Origin of the sequence: Mycolicibacterium elephantis DSM 44368 (assembly GCF_004014805.1) — a bacterium.
GTDB lineage: Bacteria > Actinomycetota > Actinomycetes > Mycobacteriales > Mycobacteriaceae > Mycobacterium > Mycobacterium elephantis.
Genome location: NZ_ATDN01000029.1, coordinates 1 through 14,681 on the forward strand (window position 1 = coordinate 1; position 14,681 = coordinate 14,681).

The window sequence follows — 14,681 nt, forward strand, 5'->3', positions numbered from 1 at the left end:
GCCACACGCGGACACGCGACCGCTCTTACACCACTCCACGGGACGTGACCCTCGACCGTCGCGTCGTCGACACCTTCGGGACGTCGGGTCTTCTGTGTTTGCAGCTCGGTCATGAAAGGTGTGATACCCAATAGGCGTCGGATTGCATCACACAGCAAAGCCGCCGCGGTTCGCATTGACCGGCGCGAAGACGGGTAGAAGTAGGTGGTGACGGAGATGACGGTCGCCGCCGGTGATGACCTCGTGGTGTTGGTCGACGAGGCCGGCAGGCAGGTGGGCAGCGCGGCGAAGTCGGTGGTGCATCACCGCGCGACGCCGTTGCACCTCGGGTTCTCCTGTTATGTGTTCGACGCGGGCGGTCGCATTCTGCTGACGCGGCGGGCGCTGACCAAGCGGACGTGGCCGGGTGTGTGGTCGAACTCCTTCTGTGGGCACCCCGCGCCGGGTGAGCCGGTCGTCGACGCGGTGCGACGCCGTGCGCGCCAGGAGCTCGGCCTCTCGCTGGACGCCCTGGAGTGCGTGTTGCCCGAGTTCCGCTACCGGGCGGTGGCGGCCGACGGCACCGTGGAGAACGAGATCTGCCCGGTGTTCTACGCCCGCACCGCGGAGCCGCTGCAGGTCGACCCCGACGAGGTGATGGACTGGCGGTGGGTGTCGTGGCGCGACCTACGGTCCGCGGCCGCGCTGGGGTGGTCGATCAGCCCGTGGGCGGCCGAGCAGGTGCCGCTGCTGGATGCGGTCACCTGCCGGAGTCGGCGTCGCGATTGAGCCCGGCGAACCGCAGCGCGAACAGCCGTTCCGCGTAGGCCAGGTCGTCGCGCCAGAGCCGGGTCGCCGCGCGCCGCATCACCGGTGCCACCAGCGGCGCGCCGCGTACGGCGTGCACGAAACCGGGCCGATCGGAGTGGGCGATGACGGCCTCGATGACCGCGGTGCGCGGTAGCCCGTCCGGCCCGTTCCCCAGTGGCGTGGCGTGGGTCTCCACGGTGCTGCCGGAGCCCTCGCCGTCGATGATCCGCATCACGATGGTCCGCGGCTCGGGACTGGTGAACTCGGCCACCACGGGTACGCCCAGCCGCCCGATGCGGAAGGTCACCGCGACCAGGAAGCGGTCTGCCGTTGCGCAGACATCGTCTCCCGCCGGTGGGCTGGCGAGCACGTCCAGCTCGGTGAACGAGTACGGGTGAAACCAGGAGCCGTGCCACGGATCCATCCGGTTCGCGATGACATCGCGCGGTTCGCAGGTGCCGTCCAGCCGGGCGACGGCATGCATCCGGGGTGCGTCCGGACGCTCGGGAAGCACCGGCCGCTCCGTTGGGGTCTCCGCGCCGACGCTGTCGAGCCGTACCCACGCCAACACGCCGTCGTCGTGAGCGGGAAACGGGCTCCACCCGGCTCGGCGTCCACCCGACAGTCGCAGCCCGTGCCAGGGACAGATCAGAACACCGTCATCGACCTTTCCGGTCGACAGGTCGGCGCCCAGATGGGGGCACGCGCCGGGACCCACATGCAGGGAGCCGTCGGCGCCGCGCCATGCCACCAGTTCCTTACCGGCGACGACCGACCGTACCGGTCGGCTGCGGATGCTGTCGCTGGCGGCGAACACATACCAGTTGCCGCTGGGCCGAGCCTGGGACCGTTGCAAGGCGGCCTCGATGACCGCCGGCGAAGCGTCGCGGTGGGTGGGCCGCTGCGCCGGCCACCGCGACGGCGGAAGTAGCTGGAACGGAAAGGTTTTCGACAGCCTCGATCGCATCTCAGCCAGCAGGCTCATCGCGGATGCGCCTTTCGCTCAGACGGCGCAGGACCGCTGAGCGGCCCCGCATCGGGACGGTGTGCAGGGTGTGGCCCATGATGCCGAAGCGCGCCAAGAGCCGGTTGGCCGCCGCCCAGCCCGTCGTCGCGGCGCGCTCCATCAGCGCCACCGGCAGGTCGATGCGGATGCCGTCGCCGGCCAGCATCAGCGCTTCGTGGGGTGTGGTGACACCGGGCCGCCCGGCGAAGTCGCCGGGGGCGAAGCGCGGGCAGTCGTCGTGACACAGCACCCGTTCCCCTACCACGCGGGCCCGGGCGGTCTCTGGATACAGCTCGTGGAGGCGCTTGACGAGCTGCTCGGTGACCTCGGGTCCGGCGGCGGCGTAGGCGTGCAGTTCGACCACCGACCCGCCGGTGCGGACGCGCCAGTCGGCGGCTTCTCGTTCATACCGCTCGAGCACGCTCACATTGTCCAGCGGCGGCAGCCCGCCGGTGCCCAGAAACGGCGCACGGTCGGGGTTGACCGGGCGATCCAGCCACAGGCGCTGCACCACGAACGGCGGCGCGGTGCACAGCGCGGCGATCCGGTCGCGCCAGGCCTGGTCGCCCAGGTTTCCTGAGTTGCCGACGATGCGTTGCAGCGCGGTGACATCGGTCGCCAGCACCACGCCGTCGGCGTGCAGTGTCGCACCGGTGCTGCAGCGCACCTCGAACCGGGTGCCCTCGCGCACCTCGGTCACCGCGACCCCGGTACGGAATCGAACGCCCCGCGTCTCCAGGTAAGCCCGCAGCGGGTTCCACAGCGCCACATCGAAGTTCGCGGCGGCGACGTCGAAAACGAGCCCCTCGCTGGAGCCGAGGAAGTAGATGTGGAACATGGTGGCCAGTTCGGCGGCCGACAGTTCGGCGGGCCTGGCGAAGAAGCTGCGGCTGAACACCTCGAAGGCCAGATGCCGCGCGGCCTCGGGGAAGTTGATCGCGCGCAGGAAGGTTTCGGCGTCGACGTGGTCCAGCCGGTGGTAGGTGCCGGGCACCGACACGGCGGCCAGCGGCGCGGCCGCGCGGGCGTTCAGGCGTACCAGGTCGCGCAGCCGGAACGTGGGGCTGCGCACGGCGAACGCCAACGCGTTGAACGGCGGCGTTCGCGGCAGTCCGCGGAACGTGTCGCGGCGCCCGTGCGCGTCGACCAGCGGGTAGTCGTCCACCGGCGTCAGCATGGACAGCGTCGGATCTATGCGGCCCAGCAGTTTTCGAAGGTTGTAATACTGGCGGAAGAAGGCGTGGAAGCCCCGGTTCATCGCCACCGGGGTGCCGTCGTCCAGCGTCTCGGTCCAGCCACCGACCCGGCCGCCGAGTTGGGGCTCGCGTTCGACGACGTCGACGCCGACACCGCGTTCGGCCAGTCCGGTCGCCGCGGCCAACCCGGCGATACCTCCGCCGACGACCACGACGCGCGGTGTGGTGGTCAACGCGGCGGCGTTCGCGGCGCCGGGTGGTGCGGTCAACGTGACGCGCCGCGGATCGGTCATGGCATCGGACATGTGGAGGCCTTCGCGAGGAAGGTGTGCACGATGTTGTGTTGCCATCCCGGCACGGTCTTGCTGTGAACGTCGGTGAAGCCGTTGCTGCGCAGGCGGTTACAGAACGCCGTCACACCGTCGAAGCGGTTCACGCTGCGCCGCAGATACGTGTAGAGCGACGCGTCTCCGGTGCGGAGCCGACCCGCGGGGATGATGACCGTCGCGCACACGGTGTTCCACACGGCCGCGGCGAAGCGGGAGTCGCTCACCGAGTATTCGTGCACGGCCAGCGTGCTGCCCGGCCGCAGCAGCGCCCGGAACTTCTGCAGCTGGGCGTCCGGGTCGGCCAGGTTGCGCAACAGGTATGCCGCGAAGATTCCGTCGAAGGGGCCTTCGACTCCGGCCTCGGCGAGGTTCTCGATGCGGCTGTGCACGAACCGCACCGACCCCGGCCAGCGCTTGGTCCGCGCCTCGGTCAGCATGCCCGCCGAGCCGTCCACCGCCACGATCTCGGCCAGCGGCGCGACGCGCAGCAGCGCCGCGGTGGAAGCCCCGGTGCCGCAACCGGCGTCGAGCAGACGCAACCCGCGGCCGTTGCCCGGCAACATCATCCGCCGCGCCGACAGCCGCAAGTGGCTGTGGTAGCCCGGGTTGGCATCGACGAGTCTGTCGTAGCTGCCTGCCGCCGCGTCGAACGCCGCGGGCACGTCGCCCGGCTCGCTGATTCCCCGGGAACTCACGACGCGTCCGCCTGACCGTCACGCAACCGCTGGCGTTCCCACAACAGCAGCACCGCGGTGACCAACGCCCAACCGAACAGGAAATCCTCGACGGGAATGTCGAAGGGAAACCGGATCCCGCTGGTGTGGCGCTCGTCGTAGATCACGATCGGCGCGCTCAGTTTGGTCAGCCAGCCGTCGACGGGAACCTGAAACGCCGTCACGATCGCCATCGACACCCAGTAGGCGGGCCGCCGGAGCAGCCCGGTGTGCAGCACGGCGACCTCCCATATGCACACCAGGATCACCGCCAGCACGGCGGGAAGCGTGTAGCCCAGACCCGTCATCGCCGGCGCACCGACTTGCGCCGCGAGCGTTCGATGATGGTGTCGACGGCGTTGTAGGTGAGCAGCCCGCACAGCGGAATCACGAAGAAGAACAGCAACTCCTCCACCGGCATGATGCCGGGCACGTCGACACCGGTCACATACGACGGGTTGTAGCTCCAGACCCCGGCGAGGATGGCCACCACGTCCCAGGTGATGAACACCGCCGCGACCGGAAGGATCGCGGCGGCCGCCCGCCGGGCCCGCCGGTAGACGCCGGCGCCGAACAGCTCGAGCGGGGCGGTGATCGCCAGGCAGGCGGCGAGCACGAGCAGGTAGTGCCAGCGGTCCACGTCTAGAGCCTGCCCTCCTGTAGCCGGGTGCGCCACGCTTTGACCAGGCCGCCGGCGGCCACCCGCAGCCGGCGGCCGTTGCCGACGGTGGCGCGTTGGCTGAAGATCGCGAAGTCCAGGTCTTCGATGCGGTCCAGGATCTGTGAGTACAGCGTCAGGGCCGCCGATATGCACGGCCTCGACCGGGGGGCCAGCAGCGCGATGCCCTGCTGGGCGTACTCGTAGATGCGCCGGGTGGTGGCGTGCTGCTCGACCAGCGCGCGGCGCACCCGCACATCGGTGCGACGGTGGTCGTGACACCACGACAGCACGTCACGGTCGACGTGGTGGGCGGCCAGCTCGTCGGCAGGCAGGTATACCCGGCCGCGCTGGAGGTCCTCGTCGACGTCACGCAGGAAATTGGTGAGCTGGAAGGCTTTTCCGAGCGCGGCGGCGTACGGCGCGGCCTCCTCGCGGGGACCGACCGTGCCGAGCACCGGCAGCAGCTGCAGCCCGATGACCTCCGCCGAACCGTGCATGTACCGGTCGAGTGCGGCCCGGTTCGCGTAGTCGGTGACGGTCAGGTCCATGCGCATCGAGCTCAGGAAGTCGTCGAACAGCTCCCAGGGGATGTCGTACTTTCTGGCGCTGTCCACGACCGCGGCCAGCGCGGGATCGTCGTCGTCACCGCGGTCTGACACCATCCGCGAAAACAGTTGGGTGCCCAGGTGTTGCAGGTGTTCCGCGCGCTCGGCGGTGGTCAGGCTCGGGTCGAAATCGTCGAGGATGTCGTCGGCGCGGCGGGCGAAGCCGTACAAGGCGTGCACCGCCGGACGTTGCTCGGGGGCAAGAAGCCTGGTCGCCAGATAGAACGTGCGGCCGTGTTCGGCGTTGAGCCGGCGGCAGCACCGATACGCTTCGCGCAGCGCGGGGTCTCGCACGCCGGCCGCATCCAGTTCGGAACTGATCATGTCTGCACCACCTGTGAATTCCTGTGCCCGGCAGGCACTCCGGTGATCCGGTCGGCGGCCAACCGACCGGACAGCAAGGCTGTCGGCACTCCGACGCCGGGCACCGTGGACGACCCGGCGAGCACCACGTTGTCGATGCCGCGCACGATGTTGGCCGGTCGGAACGGCCCGGTTTGGGCGAAGGTGTGCGCGAGCGCGAACGGGGTGCCCGCGGCCATGCCCTGCCGCTCCCAGCCGGCGGGGTCGACCGTGTGCAGGAGTTCGGCGTCGACGCCCAGGTGCGGAAGCCGGTCGACGACCCGGTCGAGCATGTGCTGCGGGTACGTTCGGCCGCTGTCGGCCCAGTCGACCTTTCCCACAACGGTATTCGGTGCCGGTGCGAGGATGTAGAGCAGGTCTCGACCGGGCGGGGCCAAGCTGGGGTCGCTGGCCGTGGGCCTGGTCACCAGCAGGGACGGGTCGCCCATCACGCGTCCGTCGTCGATGATGTCACGGAACGTCTGGTCCCACGAGTCGCCGAAGACGATGGTGTGGTGACCGGCTCCTGCCGGAGCGGGCTGCCCGGCCCGGCACCCGACATGCGCGACGACCGCGGACGGGGCGTGCCGTAGCCGCAGAACTCGTCGCGGCGTCCGCCCGAGCAGACGGTAGGTGTCGGGAAGCTCGGTGGTCAGCACCACCGCGTCGGCCGCGATGCGTTCCCCGGTGTCGGTGTGCACCGCGGTCACTCGGTCGCCGCGGCGTTCCAGGCTGGAAACCGCGCGCCCATAGCGGAATTCAACGCCGGCGTCGGACGCGGCAGCGGCCAGCGCGTCGGGCATCGCCCGCATCCCGCCGCGGGGGAAGTAGACACCGGCGACGGTATCCATGTAGGCGATCACGGCGTACACGGCCAACGCGCGCTGCGGTGGCACCCCGGCGTAGAGGGCTTGGAAGGTGAAGACGCGGCGCAGCCGCTCGTCGGAGATGAACCGACGCACCATGCGGTCCCAGCGCCGGAAGCCGCCGATGGCGGCCAGCCGCGCCAACTGGGGGGTCAGCAGCGAAAGGGGAGAGTCGAAGTTCGCCGCGATGAAACCGTCGAACTCGACGCGGTACAGCCGGGTGAGCCAGTCGCGCAGCCGCCGATAGCCTTCGGCCTGTCCGGCGCCCGCCAGCCGTTCGACCTCGGCGGCCATCGCGGCGGGGTCGCTGTGCACATCCAGGCCGCTACCGTCGGCGAACGACGCGTGGTAGCAGGGTTGGACCGGCATCAGCTCGAGGCGGTCAGCCATGGATTCGCCGACCGCGGCGAAGGCGTCCTCGACGATGTCGGGCATGGTGAGCACGGTCGGACCGGTGTCGAGGCGGTATCCGTCGACGTCCATGCGGCCCACTCGGCCGCCGGGGTGTGTCCCGCGCTCGACGACGGTGACCGCGCGTCCTCTGCCCGCCAGTTGCAGCGCCGCCGACAGCCCGGCCAGGCCGGCGCCGACCACCACGACGTGGGAGCAGCTACCCTCGACGGTCCGCACGGTCATCCACCGCCCTCATGCCGCTCGTGTTGTGCATGTTGTGGCCATGTCCACCAACGCCTTTCGAACCGGCTCCCGGATCTGCGGTGTCCGGATGCCGTCGGTCGCCCGGCATACCCGCTCGTCGATCATCTGCTCGACCCACTGAACCGCTCCGGTGGCGGCGATCAACCGGCGCCACCGTTCGATGTCGGACTGGTCGAGGTCTTGTGCGCCCATCAGCTCGGCCAGCTGGCGACGCAGCGAGGGGTTCGCGAGGTGGTACGCCGACACGACAACGCTGGTGGCCTTGTGCTCGGACAGGTCGACGCCTGCCGGCTTTCCGGTGACCGCGGGCGATCCGAAGACCCCCAGCAGGTCGTCGCGCATCTGAAACGCTTCGCCGACCGCCTCACCGTAGACACCGAGCGCGGTCAGCACGGGACGGCCGCATCCGGCCAGCGCTGCACCGATTTCCAGGGGACGGCGCACCGTGTAGTTGCCCGACTTGCGCCGGGACACGTCGAGCACCTGGTCCCAGGTGGGAAAGCCGCTCGAGTCGTTGACCAGGTCGGCGAACTGACCGACGGCCAGTTCGGTGCGCATCTCGTCGTAGCGCGGCCAGGCGCGCGACAGCGCCACGGCCGCCACCCCGCTTTCCCGCAGCATCTGTTCGGCCCACACCAGACACAGGTCACCGAGCAGGACAGCCGCCGCCTCACCGAAGCGGTCCGGCGAGCCGGTGAGTCCGCGTGCCCGGTGCCAGCGCGCGAACGCGATGTGCGCGGCCGGCCGGCCGCGGCGCAGCGTGGAGCCGTCCATGACGTCGTCCTGCAGCAGCGCGAACGCATGGAGCAGCTCCATGCTGGCGGCCGCCCGCAGCGCCGCGAGGTCCTCGTCCTGGCCGCACAACCAGCCCAGATACATGAACGTCGAGCGCAGGCATTTTCCGCCGGTGAGAAAGCTGCGCAGAATGTCGCCGGTGACCTCCACGCCGGTCATACCGAGGTGGTCGGCGCCCCGTTCGGCGACGAAGCACGTCACCGCGTCACAGACGGCGTCGCGGATGCCGCTGCGCCAGGTGGCAGACGACGGAGGCGCTGAGACCAGAGCGCATGTTCGTCCGTCACCTGTGTTCAACGGCTTGTCCTTTTCTCGTCCGGCGTTGAATCCACTACCCACTTCGCGCAGAAATGAACCGCCGAACCGCTCCGCCGCGCCGGTCTCACGCCGCAGCCGTTGCCTGGGGCGCGAATGACGCTGTTGCGCCGCGGCTATCACGTCATCGGCGTCGGTTGAGCAGCCAGATGTGAGTGGAGAGCACGGTCGCGAAGGCGCACCACGCCGGATAGGGCGCCAGCACCAGCGCGTTCCTCCCGCTGGCTGCTGTGGCCCTGCGCGTCAAATCGGCGCTGCTTGCCGTCAACGCGGCAGCCGTCACCGCGGCCAGGCCGAGCCGTCGTCGGCTGAAGAACACCCAGGACCAGCCGGCGTTGAGCACCAGGTTGACCGCCAGCGCGGCGGCGAAGGTCTTGCGCCGGGCGTCGTCGGCGACGCCTCGGCTGTCGTCGAGTGCCTGCGCGGACACCAGCGCGATGTCGGTGTAGAGCAGCGGCCACACCACCGGGAACACCGTGCTCGGCGGTTGGTACGGCGGTTTGCGCAGCTTCTCGAACCACGACGACTGCGGGTTACGGCCCGTGGCCGTGCCACCGGCGAGGGCGGTAGCGGTGACGGCGGCTGCTGCCACCCCAAGTGTCTTGATACGCAAGGTAACTCCGTTCGACGGTGGTTTACGGCCGGTGCACGATGGCGCTTGGCCGTGCAAAGAGTACCCAGGTGACGGGCCTTCGACTCCTCTCCCGACGTGTGCCGCCCGGCACACCCGCCCCGCGCCGGCAGGGCCGTTTAGCCCGCCCGAGGCAAGGGAACACCACGGGGTGCGTGGGGAGACTCCCCCGTTCGGCCCGGCAAGCGGGCAAGACCGATCCACCGCATAAGGGGAAAGGCGACCGATGACAGAGAAGAACAGCGGCCCTCAGGAAGGCGTCAAGGGCGCCGTCGAGGACGTCAAGGGCAAGGCAAAGGAAGCCGTCGGCACCGTGACCGGTCGAGACGACATGGTGCGCGAGGGTAAGGCCCAGCAGGACAAGGCCGACGCCCAGCAGAACGCGGCGAAGAAGGAAGCCGAGGCCGAATCGGCTCGAGGCGGTGCGAAGGCCGCCGAGGAGCGTCAGAAGTCCGAGCAGTAGGGCTGAGAAGCCCGAAGAACAAGCCCGAAGAAGAGGCCCAGCCGGTCATCCGGCTGGGCCTCTTTCTACTGTGCCTGAGTTAACTGCTGGGACGCTGACGTTGAGCATCGGGATGCTCTGAGTACCAACGGTCTTCGACCTTTCGCACTCGCAGATGCTCGATCAGCAGCCAGCCGAGCGACACGATGAACAGGCCGGCAGAGATGCAGCCCAGCGTGACGCCCACGTTGTGGTGGGTGGTCGCGTGCGCGGCCAAGGCTGCGACGAAGGCGACCAGCGCCAGGCCGAGCACGACCAGCGCGGGCATGTTCTTGCTGTCTTTCATCGTCTCGCCGGCGTGCGGGCGTGTCGTACGTGAATGGTCGACAGGATCTTTCGGGCTTTTCATGACTTCTCCTCTCCCGCGTAGAACTACCCGACTGCGCAGGTTAAGAAACCGCCGATATCACTGGTAGGGCGGATATTGATCATCACGCAGCACCGTGGCGAGGTGGACGGCGTTGCGTGCCAACGCCGCGGTGGTCTTCGCCACCGGCGCGGGGACCTCGTCGAGATCCTGGTAGTCGGTGGATTGCATCGCCTCGCCGACCCGGTAAGTGCCACCCTGCGGCGGAACGCTCATCGTCACCACGAGCAACATCAGGGTCAGCAGGAGCCAGCCCGCGCCTTGCCACGCCCAGAAGGACTCCCGCTTGCGCCACGCCTGGTAAGTGCGGAAGAAGGCGAACAGCGCGCCGAACAGCAGGATGGCCGGTGCACCCAGTGCCAGCAGGGCGCGCTGCGGTGCGCCGCAGGCCACGGTGTCGGCGGTCGATCCCGAGCAGGTACTCATCCAGACGGCAGCGGTCACCAGAAACGCCACTCCGATCGCCCCGACGATCACCGTGTGGCGGACCGCCTCGCGCACGTTCGAGTCGACGTGCCGCAATTCGCCTTGGTTCTGACGCACTCCCGTTTCTCCCCGGTTCGCTGGTCGCAGTGTCGTCCTACGACGACGCGAAAGAATGTTCCCGACCTCTTGACCAGCTAAACCTCAGGATTGAACGCGATAATGCGCGGTCAACAGCAATCTGTCGTAGGTGGACCGGGGCGGCAGCTCTTCCTCGTAAGTGAGCTCCAAGAAGTCCTTCACGATTTGCTCGGCAAGCAGTCGCAGCTTGGTGTTGGTCTCCTGCGAACGCCACTTGAGCAGTTCGAACGCGGATTCGGCGTTGATTCGGTAGATGAGCATCAACATGCCCTTGGCCTGCTCGATGAGGCCGCGCGCCTCGGCGATCTCCGCCACCGCCGCGGTGACCATCTTGTTCTGCCGCTCGGCCATCGCCGGCGTCACGTCGACGTAGAACCCGTGGGTCCCGATCACGTCGCCGGCATCGTTGAAGATCTTGTCACCGACCACGACGACGTGATGCGTCTCGCCATGGGTGTCGATGATCCGATGGCGGGTGGAGAAGGCGCCGGCGGTGAGCTTGATCTCCTCCAGCGTCGCGGCCACCTGCCCGTAGTCGTCTGGATGCTTGTGCGACAGCACGAGATCCGTCGTCGGCTCGACCGTGCCCGGTTCATACCCGTGCATGCTCTGCACCTGTGGGGACCATTCCCAGCGCTCGTCGGCGAAGTAGAAGCGGAACCAGCCGACACGCTGCATGTCTCCGCCGGCAAGGACGTGCTCGACGGACTTCTGCCCCTCGAAGTCGACGAGGTCGTCAGCCATGAATTGAAGGCTAACCCTGTCCGGGCAGGTAGACATCCAGCCTGGTCAACACTTCGCAAAGTGGACAGGCGCAGGGGGCGAGCGCAACGGTATCGCGAGCCCACCCCGTGGTGCGATCATGGACCGTGGGCTTTGTCGGCGAGCTCGTCGCGCCCGTCTGATGTGCCCATACCGCGGAGAGGTGCGGCTCCCAGCGAGATTCGAGATCGCACCAGTTGAGGAGGTCCCTGATGCCTGGCGCACCGACGGATACACCGGCGGCCGGCCGCCGTTTCCCCGACGACTTCTTTTGGGGCACAGCCACAGCGGCCTTCCAGATCGAAGGCGCATGGAACGAGGACGGCAAAGGCCCGTCGATCTGGGACACCTTCGGCCATGCCGGCAAGATCAGGGACGGCTCCACCGGCGACGTGACCGTCGACCACTATCACCGGTACAAGGAAGACGTCCAACTGATGAAGGCGATCGGGGCGACGGCGTACCGGTTCTCCATCTCGTGGCCCCGCATCTTCCCGGACGGGGTCGGCCGGCCGAACGCGAAGGGACTGGACTTCTATCGCCGTCTGGTCGACGAACTGCTTGCCAACGGCATTGAGCCCTTCGCGACGCTGTATCACTGGGATTTGCCGCAGGCGTTGCAGGACAAGGGCGGATGGCAGTCGCGGGACACGGCCAAGGCCTTCGGTGATTACGCCGGCTACATCGCGGGGCAGCTCAGCGACGGGGTGCGGCACTTCTTCACCATCAACGAGTTCTCCAGCTTCGTGGAGCTGGGTCACGGCGTGGGCATCCTCGCTCCCGGCCTGCAGCTGCCTTCCGGTCAGGTCAACCAAGTTCGTCACCATGCCGTGCTGGGCCACGGCCTGGCTGTGCAGGCCATTCGCGCTCAGGCCCGCGCGGGGACCAAGGTCGGGCCGGCGGAACAGATCATCGGCACCGCTCCCATCATCGCGACGCCCGAGAACATCCGGGCCGCCGCAGCCGCATTGCGGGACTTCAACGCGGGCTACATGACCGTGATGATGGAAGGCCGTTACCCCGACGCGTTCCTCGCCGGGCAGGGGGCGGACGCGCCGACGTTCACCTCCGAGGAGCTGCAGATCATCGGTAGCCCGGTGGACTTCATCGGCACGAACATCTACATGGTCCACGCCTTCGTCCGGGCATCCGGCTCGGAACCGGGGTACGAAGTGGTCGCAGGAAGCTCCATGGTGCCTCCGCCGGCGCGGCCCTATCAGCCGTCCCATGCCCGCGCCCAGTATCCGAACTCAGAAATCGCGTTGAGGCTCAGCCCAGAGTCGATGTACTGGGGGTCGCGCCTGCTGGTCGACGTCTGGGACGCCAAGGAAATCTTCATCACCGAGAACGGCATGCCGACGACCGCCGAGGAAGACGCCGAGGGGTTCGACACCGGCCGCATCGTCTGGCTGCGCGCTTACCTGACTGAGCTACAGCGGGCGACCGCCGACGGTGTGCCGGTGCGTGGCTACTTCCACTGGAGCCTGATGGACAACCTCGAGTGGGGCGCGGGCATGCAACCGAAGTTCGGGCTCTATCGTGTCGACCTCGCCACCCAGCAGCGGATTGCGAAACTCAGCGCCACGTGGTTTCGCGAAGTCGCCCGCCACAACGCCGTCGTGTAGTCGTGAAGAGACTCGCCTCGACGCGTCTCGACGGCCCGCTGATGTCAGCGCCCGTGCCTACCATTCGGCTGTGAGGTTGCGGCTGTACTTGTTCACGGGCGTCGTCGCCGGCGTCGGCGCATATCTGCTCGGCCTCGGTGTCGGTTGGAGCGTGGCACTCGGCGTGCTCGCGCCGCTGGTCTTGGCGGCGACGCCGTCGTTCCTCGCCGGCACCTTCGCCGGGCTGCGAACCGCGCATGACCCCGCCGAAGCCATGTCCGGCACCGAGTTCGAGGACCACGTCGCGCGGATCGCGCGATCCTGCGGGCTGCCGGTCATCATGACGTCACTGACCGGCGACTGGGGCGTCGACATCATCGTCGGGAAACGCCCCAACCGGTTGGCCATCCAGTGCAAGCGTCAGTCGCGTCCCGTCGGCGCCGCGGCCGTTCAGGAGGTGGTGGCCGGCGCGCCCATGCAGGACTGCGCCAAGACGATGGTGGTCACCAACAACGACTTCACCCCTGCGGCAAGGAAACTCGCGGAGTTACACGGCTGCGAGCTGGTCAGCGGCGCCGAGCTGCGCCGGCTGCCGGCGACGATACGTCGCCTCACGCAGCCTGCGGCTCCGACCGAGATCAGCTGAGGGCGTCGCGCACCGCGCGGATCGCGGCGTCGATCTCCTCGCGCGTGACGGTCAGCGCCGGGCGGAACCGCACGCCGTCCGGCCCGGTCGGCAACACGATCACCCGGCGGTCCCACAGTCCGCGCACCAGCGCATCCCGCTGCGCAGCCGACGGCAGGCTGAACGCGCACATCAGCCCGCGCCCGCGAACGTCGAGCACCACACCGGGAAACTCGGCGGCCAACTCCTGCAGCCGAGCGAGCAGGTATCGGCCGGTGTCGGCCGCCCGCCTCATCAACCCGTCGGCCTCCATGACCTCCAGGACGCGCCGTGCCCGCACCATGTCGACGAGGTTGCCGCCCCAGGTGGAATTGAGCCGCGAGCTGACCGCGAAGACGTTGTCGGCCACCTCGTCGACCCGGCGGCCCGCCATGATCCCGCACACCTGAGTCTTCTTGCCGAACGCCACGACATCTGGCGTCACACCCAATTGCTGGTAGGCCCAGGCGGTTCCGGTGAAGCCACACCCCGTCTGCACTTCGTCGAAGATCAACAACGCGTCGAACTCGTCGCACAGTCGGCGCATCGCCGCGAAGAACTCGGGCCGCATGTGCCGGTCGCCGCCCTCACCCTGGATCGGCTCGGCGATGAAGCAGGCGATGTCATGCGGATTGGCTTCGAACGCCGCGCGCGCCTGGGCGAGCGAACGCGCTTCCACCGCATCCATGTCCGCGTCCTGCCGCACGACGGGCGCGTCGATGCGGGGCCAGTCGAACTTCGGAAATCGGGCGACCTTGACCGGGTCGGTGTTGGTGAGCGAAAGCGTGTAGCCGCTACGACCGTGGAACGCGCCGGTGAGATGTAACACCTTGGCGCCCAGGCCCGCATCGATGCCGCGTGACTCGTTGAGCCGGCTCTTCCAGTCGAACGCCACCTTCAGCGCGTTCTCGACCGCCAACGCGCCGCCTTCGACGAAGAACAGGTGCGGCAGCGCGGGGTCACCCAGCACGCGGACGAACGTGTCGACGAACCGCGCCATCGGCACGGTGTAGATGTCGGAGTTGCTCGGTTTGTTGACCGCCGCCTGCGCCAGCTCCGCGCGGAACTGCTCATCGGTCAAAGCCGGGTGGTTCATGCCGAGCGCGGACGAGGCGAAGAACGTGAACATGTCGAGGTAACGCACACCGGTGCGGGCGTCGACCAGATAGCACCCCGCTGAGCGTTCGAGGTCGAGCACGAGGTCAAGACCGTCGAGCAGCATGCTGCGGGACAGCACCTCGTGCACGTCGGACGCGGCGATGTCATGCTGCGCGAAAACAGCGGTCATACGGCGATTTTACCGCACATTTTAT

General features: G+C 68.4%; 17 protein-coding genes. 4 read left to right on the plus strand and 13 right to left on the minus strand.

The window, feature by feature from the left end:
- The first annotated feature begins 216 nt into the window (after nucleotides 1-216).
- Nucleotides 217-768: an isopentenyl-diphosphate Delta-isomerase gene (idi, locus tag MELE44368_RS18710; protein WP_128109908.1), complete on the plus strand. Its 552-nt coding sequence runs from the start codon at nucleotides 217-219 to the stop codon at nucleotides 766-768.
- Here the strand turns inward: idi and MELE44368_RS18715 are convergent.
- The 9 genes from MELE44368_RS18715 to MELE44368_RS18755 all read right to left on the minus strand — a co-directional run bounded on the left by MELE44368_RS18715 (nucleotide 740) and on the right by MELE44368_RS18755 (nucleotide 8,887).
- Nucleotides 740-1,774 (minus strand): Rieske (2Fe-2S) protein, encoded by a 1,035-nt coding sequence (locus MELE44368_RS18715; protein WP_128109875.1) that lies wholly within the window; start codon nucleotides 1,772-1,774, stop codon nucleotides 740-742. The two genes, idi and MELE44368_RS18715, sit on opposite strands and share 29 nt — an antisense overlap.
- Complete coding sequence (locus MELE44368_RS18720; protein ID WP_128109910.1) at nucleotides 1,758-3,284, minus strand: FAD-dependent oxidoreductase; 1,527 nt, start codon at nucleotides 3,282-3,284, stop codon at nucleotides 1,758-1,760. Before MELE44368_RS18720 ends, MELE44368_RS18715 begins: the two co-directional genes overlap by 17 nt.
- On the minus strand, nucleotides 3,281-4,015 hold the full coding sequence (locus MELE44368_RS18725; RefSeq protein ID WP_241566682.1) for a class I SAM-dependent methyltransferase: 735 nt from the start codon (nucleotides 4,013-4,015) through the stop codon (nucleotides 3,281-3,283). The genes MELE44368_RS18720 and MELE44368_RS18725 overlap by 4 nt, the downstream gene beginning before the upstream one ends.
- Nucleotides 4,012-4,341, minus strand: coding sequence for a lycopene cyclase domain-containing protein (locus tag MELE44368_RS18730; RefSeq protein ID WP_128109876.1), 330 nt, complete (start codon nucleotides 4,339-4,341; stop codon nucleotides 4,012-4,014). The genes MELE44368_RS18725 and MELE44368_RS18730 overlap by 4 nt, the downstream gene beginning before the upstream one ends.
- On the minus strand, nucleotides 4,338-4,673 hold the full coding sequence (locus MELE44368_RS18735) for a lycopene cyclase domain-containing protein (protein ID WP_128109877.1): 336 nt from the start codon (nucleotides 4,671-4,673) through the stop codon (nucleotides 4,338-4,340). Before MELE44368_RS18735 ends, MELE44368_RS18730 begins: the two co-directional genes overlap by 4 nt.
- A gap of 2 nt (nucleotides 4,674-4,675) precedes the next feature.
- Nucleotides 4,676-5,623 carry a phytoene/squalene synthase family protein gene (locus MELE44368_RS18740; RefSeq protein ID WP_128109878.1) on the minus strand — a complete coding sequence of 316 codons (948 nt, stop codon included), beginning with the start codon at nucleotides 5,621-5,623 and terminating at the stop codon, nucleotides 4,676-4,678.
- Nucleotides 5,620-7,143, minus strand: a complete 1,524-nt coding sequence (crtI, locus tag MELE44368_RS18745) for a phytoene desaturase family protein (RefSeq protein WP_241566683.1) — start codon at nucleotides 7,141-7,143, stop codon at nucleotides 5,620-5,622. The genes MELE44368_RS18740 and crtI overlap by 4 nt, the downstream gene beginning before the upstream one ends.
- 9 nt (nucleotides 7,144-7,152) lie before the next feature.
- Nucleotides 7,153-8,256, minus strand: coding sequence for a polyprenyl synthetase family protein (locus tag MELE44368_RS18750; RefSeq protein ID WP_276050301.1), 1,104 nt, complete (start codon nucleotides 8,254-8,256; stop codon nucleotides 7,153-7,155).
- A 142-nt stretch (nucleotides 8,257-8,398) separates the two neighbouring features.
- Nucleotides 8,399-8,887 carry a TspO/MBR family protein gene (locus MELE44368_RS18755; RefSeq protein ID WP_128109879.1) on the minus strand — a complete coding sequence of 163 codons (489 nt, stop codon included), beginning with the start codon at nucleotides 8,885-8,887 and terminating at the stop codon, nucleotides 8,399-8,401.
- A gap of 244 nt (nucleotides 8,888-9,131) precedes the next feature.
- On the opposite strand from MELE44368_RS18755, the gene mbp1 reads away from it, so the two are divergent.
- Complete coding sequence (gene mbp1, locus MELE44368_RS18760; protein WP_128109880.1) at nucleotides 9,132-9,368, plus strand: microaggregate-binding protein 1; 237 nt, start codon at nucleotides 9,132-9,134, stop codon at nucleotides 9,366-9,368.
- Nucleotides 9,369-9,447: 79 nt separating this feature from the next.
- Here the strand turns inward: mbp1 and usfY are convergent, their stop codons facing one another.
- The 3 genes from usfY to MELE44368_RS18775 all read right to left on the minus strand — a co-directional run bounded on the left by usfY (nucleotide 9,448) and on the right by MELE44368_RS18775 (nucleotide 11,082).
- Nucleotides 9,448-9,756: a protein UsfY gene (usfY, locus tag MELE44368_RS18765; RefSeq protein WP_046752407.1), complete on the minus strand. Its 309-nt coding sequence runs from the start codon at nucleotides 9,754-9,756 to the stop codon at nucleotides 9,448-9,450.
- Between the two features lie 57 nt (nucleotides 9,757-9,813).
- Entirely contained in the window at nucleotides 9,814-10,317 is a 504-nt protein-coding gene (locus MELE44368_RS18770; RefSeq protein ID WP_128109881.1) for a hypothetical protein, read from the minus strand.
- A gap of 84 nt (nucleotides 10,318-10,401) precedes the next feature.
- Nucleotides 10,402-11,082, minus strand: a complete 681-nt coding sequence (locus MELE44368_RS18775) for a PAS and ANTAR domain-containing protein (protein ID WP_128109882.1) — start codon at nucleotides 11,080-11,082, stop codon at nucleotides 10,402-10,404.
- A gap of 230 nt (nucleotides 11,083-11,312) precedes the next feature.
- Here MELE44368_RS18775 and MELE44368_RS18780 point away from each other — a divergent pair, with 230 nt between their 5' ends.
- Nucleotides 11,313-12,725 carry a GH1 family beta-glucosidase gene (locus MELE44368_RS18780; protein ID WP_128109883.1) on the plus strand — a complete coding sequence of 471 codons (1,413 nt, stop codon included), beginning with the start codon at nucleotides 11,313-11,315 and terminating at the stop codon, nucleotides 12,723-12,725.
- Nucleotides 12,726-12,795: 70 nt separating this feature from the next.
- The gene (locus MELE44368_RS18785; RefSeq protein ID WP_241566684.1) at nucleotides 12,796-13,350 is read left to right on the plus strand and encodes a restriction endonuclease; all 555 of its coding nucleotides are present in this window, start codon (nucleotides 12,796-12,798) and stop codon (nucleotides 13,348-13,350) included.
- Here MELE44368_RS18785 and lat read toward each other — a convergent pair.
- A complete protein-coding gene (lat, locus tag MELE44368_RS18790; RefSeq protein ID WP_128109884.1) occupies nucleotides 13,343-14,656 on the minus strand; it encodes an L-lysine 6-transaminase in 1,314 nt (437 codons plus the stop codon). The two genes, MELE44368_RS18785 and lat, sit on opposite strands and share 8 nt — an antisense overlap.
- Nucleotides 14,657-14,681 lie beyond the last annotated feature (25 nt).